The organism is Micromonospora sp. WMMD730, assembly GCF_049178955.1.
Lineage (GTDB): Bacteria > Actinomycetota > Actinomycetes > Mycobacteriales > Micromonosporaceae > Micromonospora > Micromonospora wenchangensis.
The window spans coordinates 6,013,966-6,040,205 of the sequence record NZ_JBMHML010000002.1 but is presented as its reverse complement, the minus strand read 5'-3'; the positions used below and the strand labels follow the sequence as shown (position 1 = coordinate 6,040,205).

The following is a 26,240-nucleotide window of genomic DNA, read 5'->3' as shown; positions in this document are numbered from 1 at the left end:
CTACGGTCGGTCTGATTCTGATCCATCGACCACGGGGGAAACACCATGGCCGTCCTTTCCGTACCACGCCGGTTGCTCGCCTGGAGCGCTCCGGCGGCCCTCGCCCTCGCCGCGCCCGTGCCGGCCGCGCCCGCCCTGGCCGCCCCGGCCGACCGGCACCCGACGCCGGCGGTCGTCGGCCCGGTCGACCGGGACCTCGACGGCGACGGCGTGCCGGACCTGGTCACCGTCGGCGGCACCACCGGCCTCGGCTCCGGCGTCTGGTCCGCGACCGGCCTGACCTCGCGCCGCACCGGCGTCGGCACCGGCCGGGTGCGCACGCCGGCCGACAACATCGGGTTGCTCGGCAACGGCGTCGGCGGCACCAACGCGCCCGCCGAGTTCGACGGGGCGCAGGTGATCACGGGGCGCTTCTTCGGCGGCGACCGGCAGGACTTCCTCGCCTACTACCCCGGCGGCCCCGCTGCCGGGAACGCCAGCATCATCCGGGGCGCCGGTGACGGCACCATGCTCGACCCGAACCTCAGCGGCAACCAGATGTCCGTCTTCAGCGATCAGCTCGTCGACGACAACGGCAACACGCCGCTCCAGGTGGCCAACGCCTACGGGGCCGACGGCGTCAACCCGGAGTACCCGGATCTGATCTCGGTCACCGGCGACGCCACCAACGGCCACCGGCTGGTCTACCACCCCAACCTCGGCATGCCCGGCGGCTATCTCTTCCGGGTGGCGCTCGCCGACGCCACGCCGACCGGGGGAACGGACTGGCAGAACTGGACCGTCGCCAGCACCGAGACGGCCACCGGGGTGGCGATGTACCTGCGCAACGCGGCCACCGGCGACCTCTTCCTCTGGACCGGGGTCACCCTGGTCGACAACGGTGACGGCACCGGCTCGCTGACCCACACCCAGTACCACGTCGCCAGCAACTGGAACACCGCCACGACGATCACCACGATCTCGGTCGCCGACCTGAACGCCGACGGCGTCCCCGACCTGTGGGCCGTGCGCCCGGACGGCACCGTGCGGGCGTACCTCGTCTCCGGCCTGTCGGCCGGTGGCCCGGCGACCGTGCGGGCCACCCGCGTCCAGCACCTGCTCTGAGCCGCGACCGGGCCGTCGCCCCGGTGGTGGCGGCCCGCCGGCTCAGCCGACCAGGGCGGCGTAGACGAGCTGGCGGAGCTGGGAGCGCAGCGGGTAGGTGCTCGACGGCATCAGCTGGGTGAACAGCAGGGCGGTGATCTCCTCGGCCGGGTCGACCCAGAACGCGGTGCTGGCCAGCCCGCCCCAGTAGTACTCGCCGACGCTGCTCGGCACCTTGGCCGGCACCGGGTCCTGCACCACGGCGAAGCCCAGGCCGAAACCGATGCCGTCCAGCACCGTCTCGGCGAACCCCTGCGGCTGCAGCGACGCCAGGTCGCCACCGCCGGGCAGGTGGTTGCGGGTCATGTAGCGCACCGTGCGGGGCCCGAGCAGGCGTACGCCGTCCAGCTCGCCGCCGCGCAGCAGCAGTTGGGTGAACCGGTGGTAGTCGGCGGCGGTGGAGACCAGCCCGCCCCCGCCGGAGAAGCACCGCGGGCGGGTCAGCGCGGCGGCACCGAGCTGGTCGGCGCGGACCGCCCGGCCGGTGCCCGGGTGCGGCATGTACAGGGCGGCGAGCCGCTTGGCGTCGGCCGGGTCGACCCAGAACCGGGTGTCGGTCATGCCCAGCGGGGTGAGGATCCGATCGGTGAGGAAGTCGGCCAGACCCTGCCCGGAGACCACCTCGATCAGCCGACCCAGCACGTCGGTGGAGACCCCGTAGTTCCAGCCGGTGCCGGGCTGGAACAGCAGCGGCAGCTTCGCCATCCCGGCGCTCGCCCCGGCCAGGTCGAGCCCCGGCGGGACGTCGAGGTCGTAGCCGGCGGCCCGGTAGAGCGCGTCGACCACCGAGGTCTGCGCGAACCCGTAGGTCAGCCCGGCGGTGTGGGTGAGCAGGTGCCACACCCGGATCGGCTCGACCGCCGGCACCGTGTACGGCTTGAGCGCCGACCCCTTGTCGAAGACCCGGACGTCGGCGAACTCGGGCAGCCAGCGGCTGATCGGGTCGGTCAGCTCGAACCGGCCCTCCTCCCACAGCATCATCGCCGCGACCGAGGTGATCGGCTTGGTCATCGAGTAGATCCGCCAGATGGTGTCCGGCTCGACCGGGGTGCCGGCCTCCACGTCGCGCATCCCGTAGACCGAGGAGTGCGCGACCTCGCCGCGGCGGGTGACGACGATCTGCCAACCGGCCAGCCGCCCGTCGTCGACGTACCTGCCGAAGTGTTCGTCGATGCGGGCCAGCCGGGCCGGGTCGAAGCCGGTACGGGCCGGGTCGGTACTGGGTGCCACGCTCACCCGCCGAAACTACTAGCCGGTACGCGTCGGACGAAAGGTGCGGTGGTGGTGTCGGTGCTCGCACCTAGGGTGGGGCGGTGCCGCAGACCATCGAGGACGAGACGTTCCGCCACACCGACTGGTACGCCGAGGAGCTGACCGACAGGCACTTCGTGCGCTGCGTCTTCACCGACGTCGACCTGACCGAGGCGGTCAGCCGGGGCGCCTCGTTCACCGGGTGCGACTTCGGCGGGGTGTCGTTCAACGCCTCCCGGCACACCGACTCGGCCTTCGTCCGTTGCGGGTTCCGCCGGTGCAACCTGTTCGAGGCCGAGTTCACCGGCTGCAAGCTGGTCGGCAGCACGTTCGAGGGGTGCGCGCTGCGTCCGCTGCGGGTCTCGGGCGGGGACTGGTCGTTCGTCGGGTTGCCCGGTGCCGACCTGCGCGGCGCGCGGTTCAGCGACGTACGGATGCGGGAGGCCGACCTGTCCGGGGCGGACCTGACCGGCGCGACCCTGGCCCGGGTGGACCTCTCGGCCGCCCAGCTGCGCGGGGCACGGTTCACCCGGGCCGACCTGCGGGGCAGTGACCTGACCGCGCTCGACCCGACGGCGGTCGAGCGGGTCGGCGCGGTGATCGACCCGCAGCAGGCGATGGTGCTGGCGCAGGCGTTGGGTTTCGAGATCCGCTGACCGGAACGCCCTCTGTCGATCTCCCCACCATTTCGGCCCTGAGCTGCGGTTTTCCAACAAGTAGGAAACTTTCCATCGGGATCACTTGGTAACAAACTGGAAACGCCCTCCCGCTGGCATATGGCGCATCACGGCCTTGAAATGAAAACGTGAGAACGCTCACGCCGCGACCGAACCCCCTCCCCGACCGGTCGCGGGCGTCGGGCTGGGGAGTGGGACACGCGTGAACGACCAAGAGACCTGGCGGATCGGGCCGGGCCCGACGACGCGCAGCGCGCAGCGGCGGGAGGCCCGTCGTCGGCAACGCCGCCGCTGGGCGATCGGTTCGGTGGCCACCCTGGCCTGCCTCGCGGTGCTGGTGACCTATCTGGGCCCGGACCCGGACCCGTCGGAGCCCGACCTGGTGCTGCCGGCCGGCGCCCCGACCCCGGCCGGTTATCCGACCGGGGCGGCGGGGGTGGGTGTGTCGGCCGAGGCCGGGGTCGTCGAACCCGGCCTGCAGCCCCGGGAACGCACCCCGCCGCCGAGCGTGCCGCCGACACCGCCGGCCACCCCGGTGGCGTCCTCGTCGCCGGCCGCACCGACGCTGAGCGTCTCCCGGGCCGACGTGCCGGCCGAGGTGGACCTGACCGCGCTGGGCACCCGGGACTGGGTGCACTGGGGGCTCAACCGGCCGGAGACCGTGATCCGCAAGGGCGGCGGCACCGGCGAGATCCGGGACGAGGGCGGCCGGGGCGCCCGCGACCGCTACGACACCAACCCCGAGCTGTTCGGATGGCGTGACGGGGCACCGGTGCCGGTCGTCCCCGCCACCGCCACCGGGGTGTTCGTCTGCGGTGCGGGCAACGGGTTCGCGCTGTCCGTGGCCGGCGACGGCGAACCGCGTACGGTGCACCTGTTCGCCGGCATCTGGATGGCCCAGGGGCGGCTGGACGTGCGGCTGTCCACCGGCGGGTCGACCCGCACGCTGCGGCTGGAGGACCCGCACACCACGCACACCGCCCAGTTCGTGATCAAGTTCCGGGTGCCGAGGGGCGAGAAGCTGCTGATCCGCTGGACGGTCGAGGGCACCTTCCGCAACAGCTGCGGCAACGTGAACCTCCAGGCGGCGGCGGTGCGCTGAGTCGTTCACCCGGTTCCGGGCGTCGGGTCGGGTTAGCGTGTCCGGGTCGATTGCCCACGAGTCACCGGAGATGCCGATGCCGACCGACGAACAGGTGCTGGACAGCCCCGAGGGCTGGGTCGCCGACCACATCCGCCGGTACGTCGCCACCGGCGGCGCGGAGGGGCACGAGTGGCAGCCGGGCGTGTTCACCCTGCTGCTGACCACCCGGGGCCGGCGCAGCGGCAAACTGCGCCGCACCGCCCTGATCTACGGCCGGGACGGCGACGACTACCTGGTCGTCGCCTCCCAGGGCGGTGCGCCCCAGCACCCCTCCTGGTACCTCAACCTGCTCGACGACCCCGAGGCCCGGGTGCAGGTGGGCCCGGAGACGTTCGAGGTGCGGGCGCGCACCGCCGAGCCGGCCGAGCGGGCCCGGATGTGGCCGACGATGACCGCGATCTGGCCCGCCTACGAGGAGTACCAGAGCAAGACCGAGCGGGAGATCCCGGTGGTGGTGCTGCAGCGGCGCTGAGCCGGGCCGGACCGGCTCAGCAGACGATCGGCTTGACCCAGGAACACTCCCGACCCTCGGGCACCCGGGGGGCCTCCGGGGCCACCGGCGGGGTGGCCCGAGCCGACCCGCCGTCACTCTCGCGGTAGCTGGCCAGGGCGATGGCGATCTGGTCCTCCAACCCCTTGACCGACGAGGTCAGGTGGTTGTTGAACACCACCGAGAAGGCGAGCAGCCGGCCGTCGGCGTCGGTGGCGTAGCCGGAGAGGCCGGACACCCCGGTCAGGCTGCCGGTCTTGGCGTGCACGTTGTCCGCCGCCGGGGTGTCGCGCATCCGGCTGCGCAGGGTGCCACCGACGAGGCGGTCCGGGTTGCCGGCGATCGGCAGGGCCGCGTACCAGGTGTCGAACCAGGGTTCCCGGCGGACGGCGGCGAGCAGCGCGACGAACTCGCCGGCCGGGATCAGGTTGCGCCGGGACAGCCCCGAGCCGTCGAGCTGGCGCAGGACGCCGGTGTCCACCCCGGTGTCGGCGACGTACTCGCTGATCGCGGCCAGCCCGACCGGCCAGCTTCCCGACCCGGAGACGACCCGGCCGATCTCCTTGGTCAGCACCTCGGCGTGCCCGTTGTTGGACAGCTTGAGGAAGGGCACCAGCAGCTCTGCCAGGGTCATCGAGTCGTGCCGGGCCACCGGGGTGGCGTCGGCCGGGGTGGCCCGGCCGGGCACCGTGCGCCCGAGCACCCGTACCCCGTGGCGGCGCAGCGCGTCCCGGAAGACGTCGGCGGCGTAGCCGGTGGGCTCCCCGACGGTCATCCAGTCGCTGACCGCCGCCGCGCCGGCCGCGATCCGGCCGGTGACCACGATGGTGTTGCCGCCGTGCGTCCGCTCGAACGACAGCGTCGTCTCGCCGTCGGCCACCGTCTCGGCCCGGTTGTCGATCCGCAGGTAGCCGTTGGGCGGGGTCATGGTGACCACCGGCGGTGCCCCGGCCTTCCCCGCCGGGGCGGCCCGCACGATCACCGTGCCCGCGTCGTAGTCGGTGTCCGGGGCGAGGGTCAGCGCGGAGACCTGCGCCGCGTAGTAGTACGACTCGTCGTCCCAGGCCCACTCCGGGCCGAGCCGGGTGGCGTCGTAGCGGGTGTCGTCGGCGACCAGGTTGCCGGTCACCATCCGTACCCCGCTTCCGGCGACCTGGGCGGCCAGCGCGTCGTAGTCGGCGGCCAGCATCGTCGGGTCGCCGCCGCCGCGCAGGTAGAGGTTGCCGGAGACCAGGCCGGCCCGGCGGCGGCCGTCGGTGAGCACGTCGGTGCCGAACCGGTGCCCGGGGCCGAGCAGCGCCAGGGCCGCCGTCGAGGTCAACAGCTTGGTGTTGGAGGCGGGCACCAGGCGACGGTCGCCGTTGCGGTCGTACAGGGTCCGGCCGGTGGCGGTGTCCACCACGACCACCCCGGCCTGCGCCCCGGCGAGCCGGGGGTCGGCGAGGACGGCGTCGATGGTGGCGTGCAGCCGGGTGGCCGCCGGGGTGGGTGACTCGGCGGTCGCCGGCAGCGCGCCGGCGGCGGCCACGGTGGCGACCAGCGCCACCAGCGCGAGCGTCCGGGGGAAGAGACGACGATGCATGCGCCGACGCTGCCACGAAGGTTTCCGTCGGGCAAGCCTCGGTGCCGTAGATTTTCTTCCGTGGCTGGCCGCCCCTTGTCAGTGGTCCGCCGGTGGGTCAGGTCGGGTCCGGCGCGGCCGGGTCGGGCGCGTCGGGTTCGGCGCGGAAGTGCCGGCTCGGCTTCACCAGCAGCGGTGCGGCCAGCGCGGCCAGCGCCCCGCCGAGCAGCGGGAAGACGATGAACACCCACAGTTGGCGCAGCGCCGCGCCCCCCTCGAACACGGCCGGGCCGAACGACCGGGCCGGGTTGATCGAGGTGCCGTCCAGGGTGATCCCCACCAGGAGCACCGCCACCAACGCGAGGCCGATCGCCAGGCCGGCGAAGCCGGCGTGCTCGACCCGGCTCGTCACCACCAGCACCACCAGCACGAACAGGAACGTCAGGACGACCTCCAGCACCGCCGTACCGCCCTGGTTGATGTGCACCCCGTAACCGTTGGTGCCCAACACCCCGGTCTGGTCCGCCACGCCACCCCAGCGGACCAGCCCCCAGATGGCGAAGCCGGCCACGGTGGCCCCCACGAACTGCGCCAGCCAGTACGCCACCGCGCCGACCACGGAGATCTTGCCGGAGAGCAGCACCCCCAACGTCACCGCCGGATTGAGGTGCGCGCCGGAGAGCGGGCCGATCGCGTACACCAGCCCCACCAGGACGAACCCGAAGGCCAGCGCCACGACCACCACGCCGCCCTGGAGTTGGGCGAACACGGCGGTGCCCACCCCGACGAAGACCAGCAGCAGGGTACCGATCAGTTCGGCGGCGTACCGTCGGGCAGCGTCCATGGGCTCAGGGTAGAAAGCCGCGGGGCCGTGAGGAGCGGAAACGGGGATCTCCGACAGACCCCGCTCTATTTGACGAACCCCTGGTCAGGGGGGCACGGTGGGGGAGAGGGCCGCGCGGCGGCACCCCGGAACCGCCAGGCGGGCACCGGCCCGCCGCAGGGGGCGCGCATCTGACGTCGCGCCACGTTCCGCCCGACAACTCCCGAGGAGTCCCATCATGCTCACCATGACCGACAACGCCGTGCTCGTGATCCGTGACCTCGCGGCCCAGCAGGACGTCGCCCAGGACGGTGGGCTGCGGATCGCCGCCGACACCGAGGCCGGCGCGCTCACCATCGAGCTGGTGCCGGTGCCGGCGCAGGGCGACCAGGTGGTCGACACGGAGGGGGCGCGCATCTTCCTCGACGCCGATGCCGCCGAACTGCTCAACGACAGCTCGGTGGACGCCTCCGTCGACGACGAGGGCGTGGTGCAGTTCGGGTTCACCGAGCAGGAGTGACCCGGTCAGCGGCCCCGCCGGTGCTCACCGCCCCGGTGCGGGCGGGTGAACCCGGTGCGGTCCTCGACGGGCGTCGGCGGGCCGCGACGCCCGTCGGCCGGGCCGGTCAGCGCCGCCAGCACGTGCGCCAGGTGGTGCGACGTGCTCCACGCCGTCCAGTTCGCCGGTGAGCCCGCGCCGGTGACCCGGCGGGCCCGACGTAGCAGCTCGTGGTCGCCCCAGGAGAGGCCCGCCCCGGCAACCGGCCAGTGCGGGGCGGTGACCAGGGTGCGGCACAGGTCGGCGAACCGTTCGTCGCCCCGGCCGCCCCGCCGCGACCAGCGGTAGATCCACCAGCCGTCCTCGGTGGTGTACCGCACCGTGGGCAGCCGGTCGCCCGGCTCCACGCCGCCCGACTCCACCCCGCCCGGCGGCGCGGGCGACACCCCGTAGTCGCCGTACCCGACGCCCAGGTCGGCCAGCCGACGCCAGAACAGCCAGTCCCAGCGGTCCACCCGGACCGGTTCGTCGGTGGGCAGCCGGGACAGCGACGGCGGCATCCCGCCGGCCGCCACGGTCACCGTGCGCCAGGCGTGCCGTCGGGCCCAGTCCACCACCCGGCGTACCCGGGGCTCGGCGACGCGCAGGTCCGCCGGGCAGCAGACGTCGGCGGCGTCGACCAGCAGGTCGCACTGCTCCGGGACCAGTCCGGTGCGCCGCCACACCCGCTCCACCGCCGCCGTCGTGGCGTGCGGGCCGGTGCGGTCCCGGCCGGGCCGCAGCCGGACCACCGCCCCCCGGGCGTACGCCCGGCACGCCGCGCCGTGTGCGGCCAGCCGCCCGTCGCCACACGTCAACCCGATCACCGGCTGCACGGGTACGCCCCACCGGGCCAGCTCGCCGCCCGGCCCGTCGGGCAGCGCGCACACGTCGACGGCGGGCACCAGCCCGGCGGGCAGCCGGCGCAGCACCTGGGGCAGGCCGGTGTCGGCCGGGGACACGTCGAGGACCGGGACGACCAGGGGAGCGTGGGCGCTGTCCAGATGACCCAGCGCCTCCAGCTCACCGCGTCTGCTGGTGAGGATGGGGCGGTAGACCGGCTCCGCCACCCGACCCCCGGGGGCGGGCACCATACCTCAATCTACCGGGCCGGACGCCCCCGCCACAGGGGTTACGGCGGTCGCGTCACCGACCACCCGGTCCCGTCGACGGCCACGGCCCCGGTCACGTCCACCTTGGACATTGACAGTGGTCGGTGCCGGTGGTGGCATGGGTGGGCGGTACGCCGGGCGTGGAAGGGCATCCGAAGACCCATGTCCCCGCTTCATGCTGCCCGGAAGGCGTACCCCCTCATGACTTTCTCGCGTCACCGTGCCGGCCTGCTCGCGGCGCTGACCGCCGCCGCCGTACTGCTGCTGGTCGTCCCGCTGCCCGCCGGGGCGCTCGCGGTACCCGAGCCGACCACCCCGGTCACCGGCAACGCCACCCACTTCGACGCCCTCGGCGCACCGTACGGCGGCTGCGGCCTGCCCCAGGCGGAGCTGGACGCGCCGGACTTCGTCGCGCTCAACGCCTACGACCTGCCCGGCGACTACTCGTCGTACCCGGTGCGGCCGATCCCGGCCAGCCAGGCGGCGAAGATCGGGCTGTGGAACAACGGCCTCAACTGTGGCCGGTTCGTCCGGGTTACCGTCGGCGACTACTGCACCGGCGTCAACGACGGCGCGCCCGGCCAGCCGTTCTGCCGCAACGGCTCGTGGACCGCCGACGCGTACAGCGGGGCGACCCTGACCATGGTGGTGGCGGACAGCTGCGGCGATGGTAACGCCTGGTGCCGGGACGACCCCTACCACCTGGACCTCTCCACCGCCTCGCTCAACCGCTTCGTGCGCAACGGCACGCCGGTGGGGGACATGAACCCCACCCACTGGAACAACCGGCACGTCTCCTGGTCGTTCGTGCCCGCCCCGGACTACACGGGCGACATCCGGATCGGCTTCATGAAGGGCGCCCAGCGGTACTGGCCGGCGATCGCCGTCTCGCACCTGGCCAACGGCATCCACGGGGTGGAGTACCTGGCCGGTGGGGTGTGGACGGCCGCCACGATGAACAGCGACATGGGACAGTCGTACGTGATCGGGGCGACCGCCGCCGGGGGCACCGACTTCCAGATCCGGGTCCGCGACGCGGCCGGCGCGTTGATCAACAACGGTCGCGTCTACCGGTTCGCCCTGCCCGCCTCCTGCGGCGGGACGTGCTCGGCGGCGTACACCCGGGTCGACTACACCACCTCCGACGGGCCGACCCCGACCCCGACCGGCACCCCCACGGCCACCCCCACCGTGACGCCGCCGGTCACCCCCACCGCGACCCCCACCGGCACCCCGGCCCCGGTGACCGGTTGCTCGGCCGCCTACCGGGTGACCGGCTCGTGGTCGGGCGGCTTCCAGGCGGAGGTCACCGTGCGCAACCTCGGCGTCAGCGCCATCACCGGCTGGAGCACCGCGTTGACCTTCGCCGGAACCCAGCAGGTCGCCTCGTCGTGGAGCGCCACGGTCAGCCAGTCCGGCCGGCAGGTCACCGCGACCAACGCCGCCTACAACGGGAGCCTGATCCCCGGCGCGACCACCAGTTGGGGGATGGTCGTCACCGGCGACAACCAGCCCCCGACGGTGGCCACCTGCGCCGTGCGGTGAACCACCGGTTGGCCGGTCCGCCCGTGGCGGCGGGCCGGTCAACCGGCCCCGGGGCACCGCAACCCGGGCGCTGCGTCCGGGCGCGGCCACCCGCGCGCTACGTCCCGGGCGCGGTGAGCCGCACCCCGACCCCGCGTACGGTGTGCAGGTAGCGGGGTTGCTGGGCGCTCTCCCCGAGCTTGCGGCGCAGCCAGGACAGGTGCACGTCGACGGTCTTGTCCGCGCCGCCGTAGGGGATCTGCCAGACCTCGGTGAGCAGTTCCCGTTTGGTCACCACCGTGCCGGGGCGGGCGGCGAGGTGGTGCAGCAGGTCGAACTCGCGCGGGGTCAGCTCCACCGGTGTGTCGTCCAGGGTGACCTGGCGGGCGCGCGGATCGATGCGTAGCCCGCCGACCACCAGCACCGGCTCGCCGTCGGGCCGCTCGGCCCCGCCCCGGCGCAGCACCGCCCGGACCCGGGCGTCGAGCTGGGCGGCGGTGAACGGCTTGACCAGGTAGTCGTCCGCCCCGGCGTCGAGCAGCCGGACGATCTCCCGTTCGTCGTCCCGGGCGGTGGCCACGATCACCGGCACGGCGCTGACCGCGCGCAGCATCCGCAGCAGCTCGCCGCCGTCGAGGTCGGGCAGGCCGAGGTCGAGCACGACGAGGTCGGGGCGGTCGTCGAGGGTGTGCCGCAGCCCTTCCATCGCGGTCGACGCGGCGGCCACCGCGTGCCCCCGGTCGCGCAGCGCCCGGACCAGCGGGGCGCGGATGGTCAGGTCGTCCTCGACGAGCAGCAGGCGGGCCACCCCAGCAGGCTAGCCCCGGGGCGTCGGCCCCGGCCGTCGTCCGGGCGGGGGCGGTGGGGTCCGGGAGCGGCCGGTCGGGCCGGTGCCGCCACCGCCGTCGGTGGGCGACGACCCGTGTCGGGCACGTTTCCGCAGCTCAAGGTGGTTGGGTGTCAGGTAACGGACAGTCGGGCGTGTGGTCGCAAAAGGTGTAACCGACATATTTTCGAAGTACGGATCCGCTCGGTCGGCGCGGATCACCATCCCTCATCGCTCCCGGCCCGAGCAGGTGGCCGGCAGGCAGGAGCACCACGATGTCCAGCACCGGTTCCCGGCGTCGTCCGGTCAGCCAGCCCGTCCCCTGCCGCACCGACCTGGACCTGGCCGATGCCCAACTGGCCGGCGACCGGCGGGTGGGGTTGCCCGCCTCGGCCCGGATGCTCTACGCCGTGGTGCACGCCAACGGCACCCTGGCCCGGGGGCTCGGCGCGGCGTCGGCCACCCGGCTCGCCCCCGGCATGTACCAGGTCGTCTTCGACCAGGACGTGAGCACCGCCGGCTACGTGGGCACGATCGGGTTGGCGGGCAGCGCCGGGCTCGCGCCGCCCGGTGGGATCAGCGTGGTCGGTCGGACGGGAATCCCGAACGGGGTGTTCGTCAGGACGTTCGCCACCGACGGCAGTGTCTCGGACCGTCCGTTCCACCTGGCGGTCCTGGCCTGAGGTCGGCGGATACGGGCGCACGGCGCCGTACGGCACACCGGCCGTCCGTCGCCGCGCTCCGACCGTCTCCCACCACCGCAGCCATTCCGGCGGTACGCCAGCGGGGACCTGGTGCGACCGGTGCGGTCCCCCGCTCCGGTCTGGGGTGCTCGTTGCCCGATCTGACGGCAGGCAAACCTGCCCGGGGCCGGGAATTGCCTCATCTGCACGACCCGGCGTGATCCGTTGCCGTTGCGGGTATGAGCGGAACATGGAGCATTTCACGATCGCGACGGTCGCCGAGAAGAGCCCGGACTTCCGCCGGGTGCTGTGGACCGGCGAGAAGACCCAGTTGGTGATCATGACCATTCCGCCGGGCGGGGAGATCGGTGCGGAGGTCCACGACGGGATCGACCAGATCCTGACCTTCGTCAGCGGCACCGGGGAGGCCCGGGTCGGCGGGGAGACCCGGGAGGTCGCCCAGGGTGACCTGGTGGTGGTACCGGCCGGGACGAAGCACAACTTCGTCAACACCGGGCCCAACCCACTGGTGCTCTACACGGTCTACGGCCCGCCGGAGCACGCCGACCAGGTGGTGCACCACACCAAGGAGGAGGCCGACGCGGCGGAGGCCGCCGGCGAGGACGAACCGCCGACGTCCTGACCCCCGGCTGCTGACCCGCAGCCGCCGCCGGCCGGCGTCCAGCGCACCGGGACGCCGGCCTGGCGGCGGTCAGTCCACGGGTACGGCGGAGACGTCCACCGTCTCCGGGTACTTCAGCCCCGACCCCGTGTTCAGCACCACCACCCGCTCGTCGGGGCGGATCCAGCCCCCGGCCCGCAGGTGTCGGGCGGCGGTCAGGCAGGCCGCCCCCTCCGGGCAGAGCAGCAGCCCCTCCCGGGCGGCGAACTCCCGCAGGTCGGTGAGGATCTCCGCGTCGTCGACGGCGACCGCCGTCCCGCCGCTCTCCCGCAGCGCGGTCAGGATCAGCTCGTCGCCGAGCGGGGCCGGCACGGTGATCCCGAACGCCACGGTGTGCGCGTCGGCCCAGGGGCGGGCCCGCTCCTCACCGGCGGCGAACGCCCGGACGATCGGCGCACAGCCGGTCGACTGCACCGCCACCAGCCGGGGCAGCCGGTCGCTCACCCAGCCGAGTTCCCGCAGCTCGTGCAGGGCCTTGTGGATGCCGATCAGGCCCACCCCGCCACCGGTGGGATAGATGATCACGTCGGGCACCTGCCAGCCGAGCTGCTCGACGATCTCGTACCCCATCGTCTTCTTGCCCTCCAGCCGGTAGGGCTCGCGCAGCGTCCCGGCGTCGAAGACCGCCCCGTCCGCGTCGGCCACCAGCTCGGCCACCCGTCGTCCGGCGTCGCTGATCAACCCGTCCACCAGGAGCAGGTCGGCACCGGCGGCCACGCACTCGCGGCGGCAGATGGTCGGGGCGTCCAGCGGCATCACGATGGTCGCCGCCATCCCGGCCCGCGCCGCGTACGTCGCCCAGGCCGCTCCGGCGTTGCCGTTGGTGGGCATGGCGAACCGTCGTACGCCCAGCTCGCGGGCCCGGCTCACGCCGACGGCGGCACCCCGGGCCTTGAACGACCCGGTCGGGGTGAGCCCCTCGTCCTTGACGATCAGGTCGGCCACGCCGATCTCGTGGCCGTACGCCGGCGCGCGCCACAGCGGCGTCCAGCCCTCACCCAACGTGGTGACGTGCCGCTCGTCGGCCACCGGCAGCAGTTCCCGGTAGCGCCACAGGTCGGCCGGGCGCAGCCCGAACCGCTCGGGCGTCACGGCGGCGGCCACCGCCGCCAGGTCGTAGCGGGCCAGCAGCGGTGACCCGCAGTCACACAGGTTGGTGAGCCGGTGGGCGTCGTGCTCCCGGCCGCAGCGGGGACACTCCAGGTGGGTCAGGTACACGATGCTCCTCGCCGTCGGCCCGGTCGGTGCTCGGCACACCGGCATTCTCCGGCAATCGGCCCGGGTTCGCCGCTCGCCCGGCATGCTCGCGCCGATCATGGGTAGAACCGTCGACATGGATCTCGACCAACCCACCGTCCTGCTCCCCGGTGACGTCCGGATGCCGCTGCTCGGGTTCGGCACCTGGCAGGCGACCGGCCGGGCCGGCTACGACGCCGTGCTGGCCGCGTTGGACGCCGGCTACCGGCACATCGACACCGCCACCATGTACGGCAACGAGGAGGAGGTGGGCCGGGCGGTGCGGGAGAGCGGGCTGCGCCGCGAGGACGTCTTCATCACCACCAAGCTGCCGCCGGACCGGGTCGGCCGGGAACGGGAGACGATCGAGGCGAGCCTGCGGGCGCTGGGCACCGACCACGTCGACCTCTGGTTGATCCACTGGCCGCCGTCGTCGCCCGCGGACAGCATCCCGGTCTGGCGCGAGCTGCTGGCCGCCCGGGACGCGGACCTCACCCGGGCGGTGGGGGTGAGCAACTACGCCACCGCCCAGCTCGACGAGTTGATCCAGGCGACCGAGGAGAACCCGGCGGTCAACCAGATCCGGTGGAGCCCGTCGCTGTACGACCGGCAGCGGCACGCCGAGCACCGGGACCGGGGGATCGTGCTGGAGGGCTACAGCCCGTTCAAGGCCAGCGACCTGGCCGATCCGGTGCTGACCCGGATCGCCGCCGCGCACGACGTCTCCCCGGCGCAGGTGGTGCTGCGCTGGCACGTCGACCACGAGATCGTGGTGATCCCCAAGTCGGTGACCCCGGAACGCATCCGCGCCAACGTCGACATCTGGAACTTCTCGCTGACCGCCGAGGAGATGCGCGACATCGACGCCCTGGGTGGCTGAGCCCGGACGGGGTGCGGGGGGCGTGACCCTGTGGGTCACGCCCCCCGCGTGGTGGTGGGTGGTGTGGGGTTCAGGCGCGGGCGCAGGCGGTGCCGTTGAGCGAGAAGCTGGTCGGCGCCGAGTACGTCCCGTTCAGCGAGCCCTGGTAGCCGAAGGTGGCGGTGCCACCGGGGGAGATGCTGCCGTTGTGCGCGGCGTTGCGTGCGGTCACCGTCGACCCGCTCTGGCTGACGGTGGCGTTCCACGAGCTGGTGACCTGCTGCCCGCTGGGCAGGTTGTAGGTCAGCGTCCAGCCGTTGATGGCGCTGGAGCCTCGGTTGGTGATGGTCACGTCGGCGGTGAAGCCGTTGTTCCACGAGTTGGAGGTGTACTTCACCGCGCAGCCGCCGCCGCTGGGCGGGGGCGTGGTCGGCGGGGCGGTGGTGGGCGGCGGGTTGCCGCCGGTGTTGACGGTCTGGGAGAAGTTGGTGACGGCCAGCCCGGCACCGCCCTGCCAGGGCTCGAAACCAGCCTGGATGCTGGTCAGGTACCAGTCGTTGGTGATCGCTCCCCGGTTGCGGGTGTCGGCGATGAAGTCCAGCACGTTGAAGCTCATGCTCTGGATCGCCGACGGGGCGACGTACGAGATGACGTTGTTGCCGCCGTTGTTGCCGCGCCACACCTCCCAGCTGCGGCCCGCGATGTTCGTGTTGCCCACCGGCGAGCCGATCGGCTGGATGCTGCCCTGCCGGTTGAACCAGATCATGATCTCCATGGCGTTGACGCCGTCCCGCTTGGGCGACGGGTCGAGCCAGATGTCGTAGGCGGCGTCGTAGATCGCCCCGCCGACGTAGTTGAAGGAGATGCTGCCCGGCGCGCTGCTGATCGACTTCACCTGGGCCGGCAGGTTGGTGCCCGGCGAGCAGTTGGTGTAGTGGCAGCCGACGAAGATCGACGGGTACGACACCGGGGCCCCGTTGGTCGGCGCGGAACCCTGCTGGCTGGTGATGCTGAAGCCGCTGCCGGTGACGTTGATGCACTGCTGGGCGGTGGTGCCCCAGCGGTTGTTCTGGACCACGTACCGGCCGCCGATGACGGTGGAGCCGTACTGCTCACAGATCTGGGTGTCGGCGGAGGCGGTGCCGCCGACGGCGACGGCCACGATCGTGCCGACGGCCAGGAGGCCGGCGGCGGCGAGGGCCCGCAATGGACGCTTCATGATGCTCCTTGGCTGCGGCGCGGGGGCGCCGGAGGTGTGTCGGACATGACCGGGAGCGCTCCCACGGTCCCGAACACATTTACATACTTGAAACTGCTATGCAACTGAACCGGTTAAGTGGGCGGCCGATCTCGTCCCCGTACGTGAACCGCGTTCTACAGGTTGGGCGAGAGCAGCGTGCGCGCCGTCCGAACCTGCGCCGCCGCCTCCCGCAACACCGCCGCCAGCCGCGTCCGTACCTCCGGACCCAGCCGGTCCACCGGCGCGGCCACCGAGATCGCGTCCACCGCCGGCTCCCGCAGCGGTACGGCCACCGCCACCGCCGCCAGCCCCGGACCGCACTCCTCCCACTCCTCGGCCCAGCCCCGCCGCCGCACCGCGGCCAACTCGGCGCGCAGCGCCTCCGGCGTGGTGACCGTCCGCCCGGTCACCGCCGGCAGCGGCCACTGCAACAGCCGGTCCACCTCCTCGTCGGACCGCGCGGCGAGCAGCGCCTTGCCGGCCGCGGTGGCGTGCGCGGGCAGCCGCCGACCCACCGCGCAGACCGGCCGGACGACGTGCGCCGAGTCCCGCCGGGCCAGCAGCACCACCGCGCCCCGGTCGAGCCGGTAGAGCTGCACCGTCTCGCCGGAGAACTCGGCCAGCCGGTCCAGGGTCACCTCGTGCAGGGCGGCGATGTCCGCGCCGGCCAGGAACGTCGCGCCGACCTCCAGCGCCCGCAACCCCACCGAGAACCGGGTGCCGGTCGGATCGGCGGCCACCCACTCACGGTCCAGCAGGGTCCGCAGGATGGCGTGCAGGCTGCTCTTGGGAATGCCCAGCGCCCGGCTCAGCTCCACCGGTGAGCGGGGGCCGTCCGGGGTGGCGAGCGCCTCCAGCACGTCCAGTGCCCGACCCGCCGACTTTACCGAGCGGTATGACTCTTCCGTTGTCACGCCGTCACTGTAGTGAGACGAACGACATCCGGCCGATGGGTATTCTTCGATCGAACCCCGTTCAGTGGGCTGGACAACTTTCTGTCCGGTTCGGAGCGTGCCGGACAGGGGGATCATCGGCTCTGGTGTGCGCCGATCGCGCGGAGTAGTGTCTTGCCTTCACCGCGTACCGATCCCCTCCGGAGGCGTACACCACCATGCGTGGCTCCCCCCTGCGCATCCTCGTCGTCGGCGCGGGCATCGCCGGTCTGGCCGTCGCCCGGGCCCTGCGGTTGGCCGGGTTCCGGCCGGACGTCACCGAGAAACTCCCCCCGAACGAACTGGCCGACACCGGCCTCTACCTGCCCGGCAACGCCGCCCGCGCGCTGCGCCGGCTCGACCTCGACGGCCCGGTCCGCCCGCTCGGGCAGGTGATCCACCGCCAACGGTTCCTCGACGCCGCCGGCGACCCGCTCTGCGAGGTGGACCTCGACACGCTCTGGGCCGAGGTGGGGGAGTGCCGGGCGCTGCCCCGCCGCGACCTCTACCAGGTGCTGCTCAGCGGTGCCGGGGGCGCCGTGCGGCACGGCGCCGAGGTGAGCACCGTCGAGCTGCTGCCCGCCGGGGTCGCGGTCACCTTCACCGACGGCACCGGCGGCGAGTACGACCTGGTGATCGGCGCCGACGGCCCCCGCTCGGCGGTCCGCTCCCTGGCCGCGCTCGGCGGCCCGCCCCGCCCCGCCGGTCAGGTGGTCTACCGGGGCGTGGTGCGCGACGGCCCGGACGTGCCCGACTGGACGGCGCTGCTCGGCCGGCGGGCCGGCTTCCTCGTGGTGCCGCTCGGCGCCGGGCGGCTCTACTGCTACGCCGACGAGGCCGGCACCGTCGCCCCGGCCGACCCGGTCGCCCGGCTGCACGAACTCTTCGGCGGCTACGGCGGGCCGGTCCCGGCGGTGCTGGCCGCCTGGCGCGACGTGCAGGTCGGGCTCACCGACGAGGTCGAGCTGGGCCGCTGGCACCGGGGCCGGGTGCTGCTGGTCGGCGACGCCGCGCACGCCACCGCGCCCACCCTGTCCCAGGGGATCGCGATGGCGCTGGAGGACGCGGTGGTCCTCGCCGAGTCGCTGCGCGCCGCCGGCAGCGTCGAGGCGGCCCTGGTCGCGTACGAGAGCCGCCGTCGTCCGCGTACCCGATGGGTGCGGGACCGGACCCGCGACCGCAACCGCACCCGGGACGTGCCGCCGGCGCTGCGCGACCCGTTGCTGCGCGGGCGGGGCGGGCGGATCTTCGGCGAGCACTACCGGCTCCTGGTCGACCCGCTGTAGGCGCGTCGGGTGACCGGACATGGTGCCAGAGCACCCCGAGCGGTGCTGCCACCTGCCGGGGACTAACATCCTTTCGGATGACGGCCCGCAGTTGACGAGGCGTGCCGAGCGGGACAACCGAGAACCGGAGGCCATTCGTGACCACCGTCGCACCCAAGCCGGTCGTGACCCGGCCATGGCCGGTCCGAGAGCCGGTCAAGGGGTCGGCCATCGCGCGGCTGCTGCGCACCACGGACGCGAAGCAGATCGGGATCATGTACATGGTCACCGCGTTCGTGTTCTTCATGATCGGTGGCCTGATGGCCCTGATCATGCGAGCCGAGCTGGCGCGGCCGGGCATGCAGTTCCTGTCGCCGGAGCAGTACAACCAGCTGTTCACCATGCACGGCACGATCATGCTGCTGTTCTTCGCGACGCCGATCGTGTTCGCGTTCGCGAACTACGTCGTGCCGCTGCAGATCGGTGCCCCCGACGTCTCGTTCCCCCGGCTGAACGCCTTCGCCTACTGGCTGTACCTGTTCGGCGGCACGATGGCGACCGCCGGCTTCCTCAGCCCGGGTGGCGCGGCCGACTTCGGCTGGACCGCCTACACCCCGCTGAGCAGCATCGAGCACTCGCCCGGCGTCGGCGCGAACATGTGGGTCGTCGGCCTGGCCATCTCCGGTCTGGGCACCATCCTCGGCGCGGTCAACCTGATCACCACGATCCTGACCCTGCGCGCCCCCGGCATGACCATGTTCCGGATGCCGATCTTCACGTGGAACATGCTGGTCACCAGCCTGCTGGCGATCCTGGTCTTCCCGCTGCTGGCCGCCGCGCTCTTCGCGCTGGCCGCGGACCGGCTGCTCGGCGCGCACGTCTACGACCCGGCCACCGGTGGCCCGATGCTGTGGCAGCACCTCTTCTGGTTCTTCGGCCACCCCGAGGTGTACATCATCGCGCTGCCGTTCTTCGGCATCATTACCGAGATCATCCCGGTCTTCTCCCGCAAGCCGATCTTCGGCTACAAGGGCCTCGTCGCCGCCACCATCGCCATCGCCGCCCTGTCGATGAGCGTCTGGGCGCACCACATGTTCGCCACCGGCCAGGTGCTGCTGCCGTTCTTCAGCTTCCTCAGCTACCTGATCGCCGTGCCGACCGGCATGAAGTTCTTCAACTGGATCGGCACCATGTGGCGGGGCCAGATCACCTTCGAGACGCCGATGCTGTTCGCCATCGGCTTCCTGGTGACCTTCCTCTTCGGTGGTCTGACCGGGGTGCTGCTGGCCAGCCCGCCGCTCGACTTCCACCTGCACGACAACTACTTCGTCGTGGCGCACTTCCACTACGTGCTCTTCGGCACCATCGTGTTCGCCGTCTTCGGCGGCATCTACTTCTGGTTCCCGAAGATGTTCGGCCGGATGCTCGACGAGCGCCTGGGCAAGATTCACTTCTGGCTCACGATGATCGGCTTCCACACCACCTTCCTGGTGCAGCACTGGCTCGGCGCCGAGGGCATGCCCCGCCGGTACGCCGACTACCTGCCCGGCGACGGCTTCACCACGCTCAACATGATCTCCACGATCGGCGCGTTCATCACCGGTATCTCGACCCTGCCGTTCATCTGGAACTGCTGGAAGTCGTACAAGACCGGGCCGGTCGTCGAGGTGGACGACCCGTGGGGCCACGGCAACTCGCTGGAGTGGGCGACCAGCTCTCCGCCGCCGCTGCGGAACTTCGACCGGATGCCCCGGATCCGCTCCGAGCGGCCGGCGTTCGACGCGAAGTTCCCCGAGCTGGCCGCCGGGCAGAGCCTCGCCGGCCCGCCGGAGGGTGGTGCCAAGCCACTGACCAGCGAGGTCAACGGCGGCGCCAGCTACCAGGAGGACACCGCCGGGAACCTCGACCGGCGCTGACGCCCGGCACGAACCACCGAAGGGCACCGCACCCCACCGGGGCGCGGTGCCCTTCGCTTCGCGCGCTGCCTTTCGCTTCACGCGGTGCCCCTCGGCTCGTCCTCGGGATGACTGAGGTGGAGGGGCTGGCGGCGATCACGCCTTGGGTGCGCCTCCCCAGGTGCGAAGCCTCAGGGTGACCCACTCTCGATGGGCGGTATGCCTGAGAGGCATATTTATGACGCTCAGGCATACCGCTCACGCGCAGAGGTACGTGTCCCGGCGGCGCAGGCATCGCGGTTGAGGACGGCTCCGGGCCACGGGTCCGGCAGGGTCGGACGCGACCGGCAGTGCGCCGCCGCCGGCTACCCGGTTACGCCGCCGGCCCGCACACGGCCACGAGCGCGGCCAGCGGGCTCAGGCGGCCGGTGCCGGTTCTGGTGCCGGCGTGGACAGGGTGGATGCCGGGGCGACGGGCGGGCGGCGGTGACGCAGCTCCGTCGGCAGGACCACCAGGGTCACCAGCAGCCCCACCGCCCCGGTGACCACGAAGCCCCAGAGCGGCACCGAGGCGTCGATCACCGCGCCGGCCAGCGGAGCGCCGAGCGCGATGCCGACCGTGGTGGCGGAGCCGTGCAGGCCCATCGCCTCACCGCGGACCCCGGCCGGGGCGAGCCGGCTGACCGCGTCGGCGGTGGCGGCGATGGTGGGGGCGCAGAGCGCGCCGGCCGGCAGCAGGGTCAGGCAGAGCAGCCACCAGTGGCCGCCGCCCAACCCGACCGGGATGGTGCAGAGGCTGAGCAGGGCGGCCAGGGCCAGCGGGGAGAAGGAGCGGCGGACGGCCCCGTACGCGAAGCCGCCGACCAGCGAGGCGATCGCCCAGGCGGTGAGCACCGCGCCCGTCCAGCCGACCTCGCCGCCGGCCCGCAGCACCGCCACCACCGCCACGTCGGTGCCGCCGAGCACCAGGGTCGCGGCGGTGCTCACCGCGAACACCGCGAGCAGGCGGCTGGTCAGCCACTGCCGCCGGGGCACCCGGGGCTGCGGACCGACCGGCTCGTCCACGCTACGGATGGGCGGATCGAGCAGCCAGAGCACGATGCCCGCGCCGACGATGCCCGCGCCCACCGCCCAGAGCGTGACCCGGGGCGAGACGGCGGTGGCCAGCGCCACGGCCAGCGCCGGCCCGATCATGAAGGACAGCTCCATCGACATCGAGTCCAGCGCGTACGCGGGGCGGCGGCGCTGGACCGGCACCAGCGCGGCGATCGACTGCCGGACCACCGAGAAGACCGGCAGCGCGAACAGCCCGGCCACGAACGCGGCGGGCAGCAGCAGCGGCAGGCTCAACGTCGGGGCGCTCGCCCAGAAGGCCGCCTCGACCACGGTGGTCACCGCGACCACCGGACGCAGACCACGCCTGTCGACCAACCGGCCCAGCAGGGGCGAACCGATGGCGGTGCCGGCGACCGACGCGGCACCGACCAGGCCGGCGGCACCGTAACCCCGGCCCAGCTCCAGCACCACGTAGAAGGTGAGCGTCACCCCCGTCGCGGTGAGCGGGATGCGGGCCAGCACCGCCACCAGCAGCAGGGCCCGCAGGCCGGGCTGGGCCAGGGCCTGCCGGTAAGGCGTCAACGTCATGATGCTCCGTACCTCCGGCGGTCATCCTGGACCGGGGGTACGACATCGGCAAGCGATTACCGGCTCATGCGGCGCTGATCACCGGCTCCCCGCGCAGGGTCACCCCGGCGCCGTCCATCGCCCGCAGCGCCACGTCCAGCGTCGCCGGCGCGACCGCCGCCGTCAGGTCGAGCAGCACGGTGGTGGCGAAGCCCTCCCGGGCGGCGTCCAGGGCGGTGGCCCGCACGCAGTGGTCGGTGGCGATGCCGACCACGTCGACCCGGTCCACGTCGTGCCGACGCAGCCAGTCGGCCAGGCACTCGCCGTCGTCGGCGTGCCCCTCGAACCCGGAGTACGCGGCGGCGTGCTCGCCCTTGTGGAAGATCGCCTCGACCCGGTCGGTCACCAGGTCGGGGTGGAACTCGCTGCCCGGGGTGCCGACCACGCAGTGCCGGGGCCACGACTCGACGTAGTCCGGCGGGTCGCCGAAGTGCGCCCCCGGGTCGATGTGGTAGTCCTTGGTGGCGACCACGTGGTCCCACCGCCGCGGTTCCCCGGCCAGCAGGCCCGAGATGCCGGCGGCGACGCCCGCGCCCCCGGTGACGGCCAGGGAACCGCCCTCACAGAAGTCGTTCTGCACGTCCACGATGATCAGCGCGTTGGCCATCGGTGCCCTTCCTCTCCGCTCGCCACCGGTGATCCACCTGCGGCACGACCCAGTCTGCCCCGGCGGCTCAACCGGCCGGTACGACCGTGACCGGGATCGCCGGATCACCGGCGGAGAGCTTCAACCCCTCCCACGGGATCGAGATCAGGCACTGGCGCAGGTGCTCGCGGGACTGCTCGATGCCCGGCAGGTCGACCGGTTCGCCGTCGACCACGTACGAGTGCTGCAGCAGCCGGTCGTTGGCCTGCCGGTCCGGTACCCCCTGCGAGACGACGACCTCCTCGGTGGCGGTGCCGGTGGGCTTGTGCCGGCGTACCGCGACCTTCCGGCCCCCGATGGTGCCCTTGTTCTCGGAACGCTTGACCACCGGCCGCCCGTCCACCTCGACCAGCTTGTAGACCAGGCTGGCGGTGGGGGCGCCGGAGCCGGTGACCACGGCGGTGCCCGCGCCGTACATGTCGACGGGTTCGGCGGCGAGCGCGGCGATGGCGTACTCGTCGAGATCCCCCGAGACGATGATCTTCGTCTCGGTGGCGCCGAGTGAGTCGAGCAGCTCCCGGGACTGCTGGGCGATGACCGCGAGGTCACCGGAGTCGATCCGGACGGCCCGTAGCTGTGGCCCGGCCACCTCGATGGCGGTCCGGATGCCCTGGCTGATGTCGTACGTGTCGACGAGCAGCGTGGTGTCCCGGCCCAGCGTGGCGACCTGCGAGGCGAACGCCGTCCGCTCGTCGTCGTGCAGCAGGGTGAACGCGTGCGCGGCGGTCCCGGCGGTGGGGATGCCGTAGCGCTGGCCGGCGGCGAGGTTGGAGGTGAACCGGAACCCGGCCAGGTACGCCGCCCGCGCGGCGGCCACCGCCGCCTCCTCGTGGGCCCGCCGGGAACCCATCTCGATCAGGGCCCGGCCCCGGGCCGCGGTCACCATCCGGGCCGCCGCCGCGGCCACCGCGCAGTCGTGGTTGAGCACCGACAGCACCAGCGTCTCCAGCACCACGCACTCGGCGAAGCCGCCGGAGACGGTGAGGATCGGGGAGCCGGGGAAGAACAGCTCGCCCTCGGCGTACCCGTCGATGTCGCCGGTGAACCGGTAGTCGGCCAGCCAGCGGGCGGCCGGCTCGTCGACCACCCCGGTGCGGAGCAGGAACTCGACCTCCTCCGGGGCGAACCGGAACTCCCTGACCATGTCGATCAGGCGGCCGGTCCCCGCGACCACCCCGTACCGGCGTCCGGTGGGCAGGCGTCGGCTGAACACCTCGAAGGTGCACCGGCGGTCGGCGGTGCCGTCGCGCAGGGCGGCACTGACCATGGTCAGCTCGTAGTGGTCGGTCAGCAGCGCGGGGCGAAGGTGGCTCACCGGCCCAGCCTAGAGTTCAGCCGGTCGGAGCGTCGCCGTGGCCCGGGATCGCCCGCAGTGCCGCCCCCAACTCGGCCCGGCCGGTGATGCCGAGCTTGCTGTAGACCCGCTGGAGATGGTTCTCCACCGTCCGGGGCGACAGGAACAGCCGGCCCGCGATGGCCCGGCTGGTCACCCCGGCGGCGGCGAGCGCGGCGACCTCCAGCTCCCGGTCGCTGAGCGTGGGCCGCAACGCGGTAAGCGCCGGGGTACGGATCTGGTCGCAGCGGGTGAGCAGGGCGGCGAGCCGTTCGTGTGCGGCGGCGGCCGACGTCGAGCGGTCCCGCCGCCATCCGTGCAGCGCCGTCGCCGTGGCGTCGACCGCCCAGACCGTCAGGTCCAGCTTCGTGAGGCCGTCCGCCACCTCCAGCAGGGCCTCCCCGTCCCGGGCGGCGGCGGCCCGCGCGTACCGGGCGAGCAACGGGGTCAGCGCCCCGTCGACGGTCTCGGAGAGTTCGGTCAACCGCTGCGCCACCGTACGCCGGCTGCCGTCGGTGCAGGTCGGCCCGACCGGGGCGGTGGCCCGGCCGAGCCGTACCAGGTCGTGCAGCACCAGCACCTCGTGGCCGGCGAACCCGTCGGCGCGCAACCGGTCGACCAGCGTGCCGAGGTGCCGCACCGCCCCGGCCAGGTCACCCCCGGCGGCCAGCACCGCGGCCCGCGCCTGCTCCAGCCACGGTTGGAGCACCGCCATGCCGGGGGCCTGGGTCCGGTCGGCCTCCGCCATCGCCTCCACGGCGGTGGCCGGGTCGCCGCGCAGCACCGCCGCCTGCGCCCGTTCGGCGTGCGCCAGCCCCGCGAAGACCCGGCTGGTGGCGAGCACCGCGCACGCGCCGAGGCTGGCCTTGAGCGCGTCGTCGCCACGACCGCGCAGCCGCGCCGCGTACGCCTGGAGGATGGACAGGTAGCCGGTGCCGAGCCGGAAGTCCCCGGCACCGGCCTGGTCGGCGAACTCGTCGGCCACGATGGCGTCGATGCCGGCCAGGTCCCCGGAGAGCGCCAGCCGGGTGCCCCGGGCCAGTTCCATGGCCAGTTGCAGGTACGGCATGTCGGCGCGCCAGTTCGCCGCCTCCGCCTGCACCCGGTCGATCGCCGCGGCGCTGGCCCGGAACCGGCCGCGCACCGCGTCGGCGTGGGCGATGGTGCACCGGGCCAGCTCGCGGGCGGCGACGCTGGCCGCCGGCCGGTCCAGCACCGACCGGCCGAGCCGCAGGGCGGTGTCGACCTCCAGGCCGTGCAGCCGCATGATCGCCTCGAAGGCGCGCACCCGGGCCTGGTGCCCGGGGTCGGTCAGGGCGTGCCCGGCCGCCGCGAGGGTGTCCACGGTGGACCGGTCGCTGAGCCCCCAGTAGCTGACCATCCCCCGTACGGTGAGCCAGCGACTGCGTCGGTGTTCGCAGACGATGTCGTCGGCCACCGCGTCGAGCACCCCGATCGCCTCGGCCGGCCGGTCGCCGAACATCAGGATGGTGGCGAGCAGTTCGGCGGCGTCGTAGCCGCCGTCGGCGACGAGCGCGCCCCGGGCCAGCCGGGTGGCCAACGGCACGTCGTACCGGGTGAACGCCTGCACGGCCGCGTGCAGCAGCAGGGCCGGGTCCTGGGCGGTGCCGGAGTCGAGCCGCCACACCGCCACCCGGAGCAGGTCGCTGCGGCGGCGGGCACCGGCCGACTCCACCCGCTCGGCGAGCTGGGCCTTCAGGCGGCGGGTCCGGCTGACCGGGCAGCGACGGCGGATCACCTCGCCGTACAGCGGGTGGGCGAGCCGGACGTCGATCCGCCGGTCGTCGGGTACGACGGTGATCAGCCCGCGTTCCTCGGCGACCTCCACGGCGGCCGGGTCGGCGGCCCGGTCGAGCAGGCGCAGGCCGAGCGGCTCGCCGAAGGCGACCAGCTCCACCACCGCCCGGACCTCCGGGTCCAACCGGCCGATCCGGGTGTCGATCAGGTCGGTGAGGCTGGGGGCCAGCTCCAGCCGGCCGGTCCACCGCCACACCCCGTAGGGGCGGACCAACTCACCTCCGGTGGTGGCGGCCAGCACCAGCTCCCGCAGCAGCAGCGGGTTGCCGGCGGAGAGCCGGGACAGCCGCTCGGCGGAGCTGGCGTCGACCGGGCCGTCCAGCAGGGCGGCGAGCAGGCCGGTGGTCTCACCCGGGCCGAGCGGGGCCAGCTCGGCGTGCGCGACCAGGTCGTCGGTCCACAGTGCACGGATCGGCAGCGGGATCTGCTCGCCGCTGCGCAGGGTGCCCAGCACGGTGGTGTTCTCGGCGCGGGCGAGCAGGTGGACCAGCGCCGCCGAGGGCGGGTCGAGCAGATGGGCGTCGTCGATGGCGAGCACGATGCGTCGCCCCGCCGCCTGCTCCTGGAGCACGTCGACGCCCCAGCGCAGCACCCCGGCGGGGGAGAGCCCGGGTGGCTGCTCGGCCGGCAGCACCGGGGCGAGCCCGCCGAACGGCAGCGCCGCGGTGGCCGCGCTGGCCGCGACGAACGACAGGGCGTACCGCTCGGGAGGCAGCGCGGCCACGGCCTCGCGGAGCAACCGGCTCTTACCGACGCCCGCGCTGCCGCTGAAGAAGAGCCCGTGCCCCCGACCCTCGTGCACCGCTGCCAACAGACGGTTGAGTTCATCCGTTCGGCCGACGAAACTCCACCGACTCATCCGAGCAGCATATCGATGTA

Annotated in this window: 23 protein-coding genes; 11 read left to right on the top strand and 12 right to left on the bottom strand. The window is 73.3% G+C overall.

Annotation, left to right across the window (positions count from 1 at the left end; all coding sequences use genetic code 11):
• Positions 1–45: 45 nt before the first annotated feature.
• Entirely contained in the window at positions 46–1,104 is a 1,059-nt protein-coding gene (locus tag ACN265_RS25655) for a hypothetical protein (RefSeq protein WP_421410082.1), read from the top strand.
• A gap of 42 nt (positions 1,105–1,146) precedes the next feature.
• Here ACN265_RS25655 and ACN265_RS25650 read toward each other — a convergent pair whose 3' ends face one another.
• On the bottom strand, positions 1,147–2,379 hold the full coding sequence (locus ACN265_RS25650; RefSeq protein WP_420117754.1) for a serine hydrolase domain-containing protein: 1,233 nt from the start codon (positions 2,377–2,379) through the stop codon (positions 1,147–1,149).
• 77 nt (positions 2,380–2,456) lie between these two features.
• Here ACN265_RS25650 and ACN265_RS25645 point away from each other — a divergent pair, with 77 nt between their 5' ends.
• The 3 genes from ACN265_RS25645 to ACN265_RS25635 all read left to right on the top strand — a co-directional run bounded on the left by ACN265_RS25645 (position 2,457) and on the right by ACN265_RS25635 (position 4,687).
• Positions 2,457–3,050, top strand: coding sequence for a pentapeptide repeat-containing protein (locus tag ACN265_RS25645; protein ID WP_357931600.1), 594 nt, complete (start codon positions 2,457–2,459; stop codon positions 3,048–3,050).
• 223 nt (positions 3,051–3,273) lie between these two features.
• Positions 3,274–4,173 (top strand): hypothetical protein, encoded by a 900-nt coding sequence (locus ACN265_RS25640; RefSeq protein ID WP_307826330.1) that lies wholly within the window; start codon positions 3,274–3,276, stop codon positions 4,171–4,173.
• A gap of 76 nt (positions 4,174–4,249) precedes the next feature.
• Positions 4,250–4,687, top strand: coding sequence for a nitroreductase family deazaflavin-dependent oxidoreductase (locus ACN265_RS25635; protein WP_420117753.1), 438 nt, complete (start codon positions 4,250–4,252; stop codon positions 4,685–4,687).
• 16 nt (positions 4,688–4,703) lie between these two features.
• Here ACN265_RS25635 and dacB read toward each other — a convergent pair whose 3' ends face one another.
• Positions 4,704–6,287 (bottom strand): D-alanyl-D-alanine carboxypeptidase/D-alanyl-D-alanine endopeptidase, encoded by a 1,584-nt coding sequence (gene dacB / locus ACN265_RS25630; protein WP_421410079.1) that lies wholly within the window; start codon positions 6,285–6,287, stop codon positions 4,704–4,706.
• 97 nt (positions 6,288–6,384) lie between these two features.
• Positions 6,385–7,110 carry an MIP/aquaporin family protein gene (locus ACN265_RS25625; protein WP_204927232.1) on the bottom strand — a complete coding sequence of 242 codons (726 nt, stop codon included), beginning with the start codon at positions 7,108–7,110 and terminating at the stop codon, positions 6,385–6,387.
• A gap of 217 nt (positions 7,111–7,327) precedes the next feature.
• On the opposite strand from ACN265_RS25625, the gene ACN265_RS25620 reads away from it, so the two are divergent.
• Entirely contained in the window at positions 7,328–7,609 is a 282-nt protein-coding gene (locus ACN265_RS25620; RefSeq protein WP_204927231.1) for an adhesin, read from the top strand.
• Positions 7,610–7,614: 5 nt separating this feature from the next.
• Here ACN265_RS25620 and ACN265_RS25615 read toward each other — a convergent pair whose 3' ends face one another.
• Positions 7,615–8,721: a beta family protein gene (locus tag ACN265_RS25615; RefSeq protein ID WP_421410077.1), complete on the bottom strand. Its 1,107-nt coding sequence runs from the start codon at positions 8,719–8,721 to the stop codon at positions 7,615–7,617.
• Between the two features lie 219 nt (positions 8,722–8,940).
• On the opposite strand from ACN265_RS25615, the gene ACN265_RS25610 reads away from it, so the two are divergent.
• Positions 8,941–10,284, top strand: a complete 1,344-nt coding sequence (locus ACN265_RS25610; protein WP_421410074.1) for a cellulose binding domain-containing protein — start codon at positions 8,941–8,943, stop codon at positions 10,282–10,284.
• 97 nt (positions 10,285–10,381) lie between these two features.
• On the opposite strand, the gene ACN265_RS25605 is transcribed toward ACN265_RS25610, so the two are convergent.
• Positions 10,382–11,071 (bottom strand): response regulator transcription factor, encoded by a 690-nt coding sequence (locus ACN265_RS25605; RefSeq protein WP_204927228.1) that lies wholly within the window; start codon positions 11,069–11,071, stop codon positions 10,382–10,384.
• Positions 11,072–11,364: 293 nt separating this feature from the next.
• On the opposite strand from ACN265_RS25605, the gene ACN265_RS25600 reads away from it, so the two are divergent.
• Together ACN265_RS25600 and ACN265_RS25595 are read left to right on the top strand one after the other, a co-directional pair.
• Entirely contained in the window at positions 11,365–11,772 is a 408-nt protein-coding gene (locus tag ACN265_RS25600) for a hypothetical protein (protein ID WP_420117749.1), read from the top strand.
• Positions 11,773–12,022: 250 nt separating this feature from the next.
• A complete protein-coding gene (locus ACN265_RS25595; protein WP_204927226.1) occupies positions 12,023–12,415 on the top strand; it encodes a cupin domain-containing protein in 393 nt (130 codons plus the stop codon).
• A 69-nt stretch (positions 12,416–12,484) separates the two neighbouring features.
• Here the strand turns inward: ACN265_RS25595 and ACN265_RS25590 are convergent, their stop codons facing one another.
• Positions 12,485–13,672: a threonine synthase gene (locus tag ACN265_RS25590; RefSeq protein ID WP_363652856.1), complete on the bottom strand. Its 1,188-nt coding sequence runs from the start codon at positions 13,670–13,672 to the stop codon at positions 12,485–12,487.
• A 115-nt stretch (positions 13,673–13,787) separates the two neighbouring features.
• On the opposite strand from ACN265_RS25590, the gene ACN265_RS25585 reads away from it, so the two are divergent.
• Positions 13,788–14,570, top strand: coding sequence for an aldo/keto reductase (locus ACN265_RS25585; protein ID WP_204927224.1), 783 nt, complete (start codon positions 13,788–13,790; stop codon positions 14,568–14,570).
• A gap of 70 nt (positions 14,571–14,640) precedes the next feature.
• Here ACN265_RS25585 and ACN265_RS25580 read toward each other — a convergent pair whose 3' ends face one another.
• Together ACN265_RS25580 and ACN265_RS25575 are read right to left on the bottom strand one after the other, a co-directional pair.
• Positions 14,641–15,768, bottom strand: a complete 1,128-nt coding sequence (locus tag ACN265_RS25580) for a GH12 family glycosyl hydrolase domain-containing protein (protein ID WP_421410070.1) — start codon at positions 15,766–15,768, stop codon at positions 14,641–14,643.
• Positions 15,769–15,923: 155 nt separating this feature from the next.
• The gene (locus ACN265_RS25575) at positions 15,924–16,703 is read right to left on the bottom strand and encodes an IclR family transcriptional regulator (protein WP_421410068.1); all 780 of its coding nucleotides are present in this window, start codon (positions 16,701–16,703) and stop codon (positions 15,924–15,926) included.
• 197 nt (positions 16,704–16,900) lie between these two features.
• Between ACN265_RS25575 and ACN265_RS25570 the strand changes: the two genes are divergently transcribed.
• Positions 16,901–18,007, top strand: coding sequence for an FAD-dependent monooxygenase (locus tag ACN265_RS25570; RefSeq protein WP_204927221.1), 1,107 nt, complete (start codon positions 16,901–16,903; stop codon positions 18,005–18,007).
• Between the two features lie 137 nt (positions 18,008–18,144).
• A complete protein-coding gene (ctaD, locus tag ACN265_RS25565) occupies positions 18,145–19,902 on the top strand; it encodes a cytochrome c oxidase subunit I (RefSeq protein ID WP_204927220.1) in 1,758 nt (585 codons plus the stop codon).
• Between the two features lie 396 nt (positions 19,903–20,298).
• On the opposite strand, the gene ACN265_RS25560 is transcribed toward ctaD, so the two are convergent.
• The 4 genes from ACN265_RS25560 to ACN265_RS25545 form a co-directional block, all read right to left on the bottom strand.
• A complete protein-coding gene (locus ACN265_RS25560) occupies positions 20,299–21,525 on the bottom strand; it encodes an MFS transporter (protein WP_420119087.1) in 1,227 nt (408 codons plus the stop codon).
• Positions 21,526–21,589: 64 nt separating this feature from the next.
• Positions 21,590–22,171, bottom strand: coding sequence for an isochorismatase family protein (locus ACN265_RS25555; protein ID WP_421410064.1), 582 nt, complete (start codon positions 22,169–22,171; stop codon positions 21,590–21,592).
• Between the two features lie 67 nt (positions 22,172–22,238).
• Complete coding sequence (locus tag ACN265_RS25550) at positions 22,239–23,525, bottom strand: nicotinate phosphoribosyltransferase (RefSeq protein ID WP_420119085.1); 1,287 nt, start codon at positions 23,523–23,525, stop codon at positions 22,239–22,241.
• A 16-nt stretch (positions 23,526–23,541) separates the two neighbouring features.
• Positions 23,542–26,220 carry a LuxR C-terminal-related transcriptional regulator gene (locus tag ACN265_RS25545; RefSeq protein ID WP_421410062.1) on the bottom strand — a complete coding sequence of 893 codons (2,679 nt, stop codon included), beginning with the start codon at positions 26,218–26,220 and terminating at the stop codon, positions 23,542–23,544.
• Positions 26,221–26,240: the final 20 nt, after the last annotated feature.

Excerpts from the sequence above, each read along its gene's own strand:
- ACN265_RS25655 (WP_421410082.1), top strand. The coding sequence starts at position 46 with ATGGCCGTCCTTTCCGTACCACGCCGGTTGCTCGCCTGGAGCGCTCCG.
- ACN265_RS25635 (WP_420117753.1), top strand. The coding sequence starts at position 4,250 with ATGCCGACCGACGAACAGGTGCTGGACAGCCCCGAGGGCTGGGTCGCC.
- dacB (WP_421410079.1), bottom strand. The coding sequence starts at position 6,287 with ATGCATCGTCGTCTCTTCCCCCGGACGCTCGCGCTGGTGGCGCTGGTC.
- ACN265_RS25625 (WP_204927232.1), bottom strand. The coding sequence starts at position 7,110 with ATGGACGCTGCCCGACGGTACGCCGCCGAACTGATCGGTACCCTGCTG.
- ACN265_RS25620 (WP_204927231.1), top strand. The coding sequence starts at position 7,328 with ATGCTCACCATGACCGACAACGCCGTGCTCGTGATCCGTGACCTCGCG.
- ACN265_RS25615 (WP_421410077.1), bottom strand. The coding sequence starts at position 8,721 with ATGGTGCCCGCCCCCGGGGGTCGGGTGGCGGAGCCGGTCTACCGCCCC.
- ACN265_RS25610 (WP_421410074.1), top strand. The coding sequence starts at position 8,941 with ATGACTTTCTCGCGTCACCGTGCCGGCCTGCTCGCGGCGCTGACCGCC.
- ACN265_RS25600 (WP_420117749.1), top strand. The coding sequence starts at position 11,365 with ATGTCCAGCACCGGTTCCCGGCGTCGTCCGGTCAGCCAGCCCGTCCCC.
- ACN265_RS25595 (WP_204927226.1), top strand. The coding sequence starts at position 12,023 with ATGGAGCATTTCACGATCGCGACGGTCGCCGAGAAGAGCCCGGACTTC.
- ACN265_RS25585 (WP_204927224.1), top strand. The coding sequence starts at position 13,788 with ATGGATCTCGACCAACCCACCGTCCTGCTCCCCGGTGACGTCCGGATG.
- ACN265_RS25580 (WP_421410070.1), bottom strand. The coding sequence starts at position 15,768 with ATGAAGCGTCCATTGCGGGCCCTCGCCGCCGCCGGCCTCCTGGCCGTC.
- ACN265_RS25570 (WP_204927221.1), top strand. The coding sequence starts at position 16,901 with ATGCGTGGCTCCCCCCTGCGCATCCTCGTCGTCGGCGCGGGCATCGCC.
- ACN265_RS25560 (WP_420119087.1), bottom strand. The coding sequence starts at position 21,525 with ATGACGTTGACGCCTTACCGGCAGGCCCTGGCCCAGCCCGGCCTGCGG.
- ACN265_RS25555 (WP_421410064.1), bottom strand. The coding sequence starts at position 22,171 with ATGGCCAACGCGCTGATCATCGTGGACGTGCAGAACGACTTCTGTGAG.
- ACN265_RS25545 (WP_421410062.1), bottom strand. The coding sequence starts at position 26,220 with ATGAGTCGGTGGAGTTTCGTCGGCCGAACGGATGAACTCAACCGTCTG.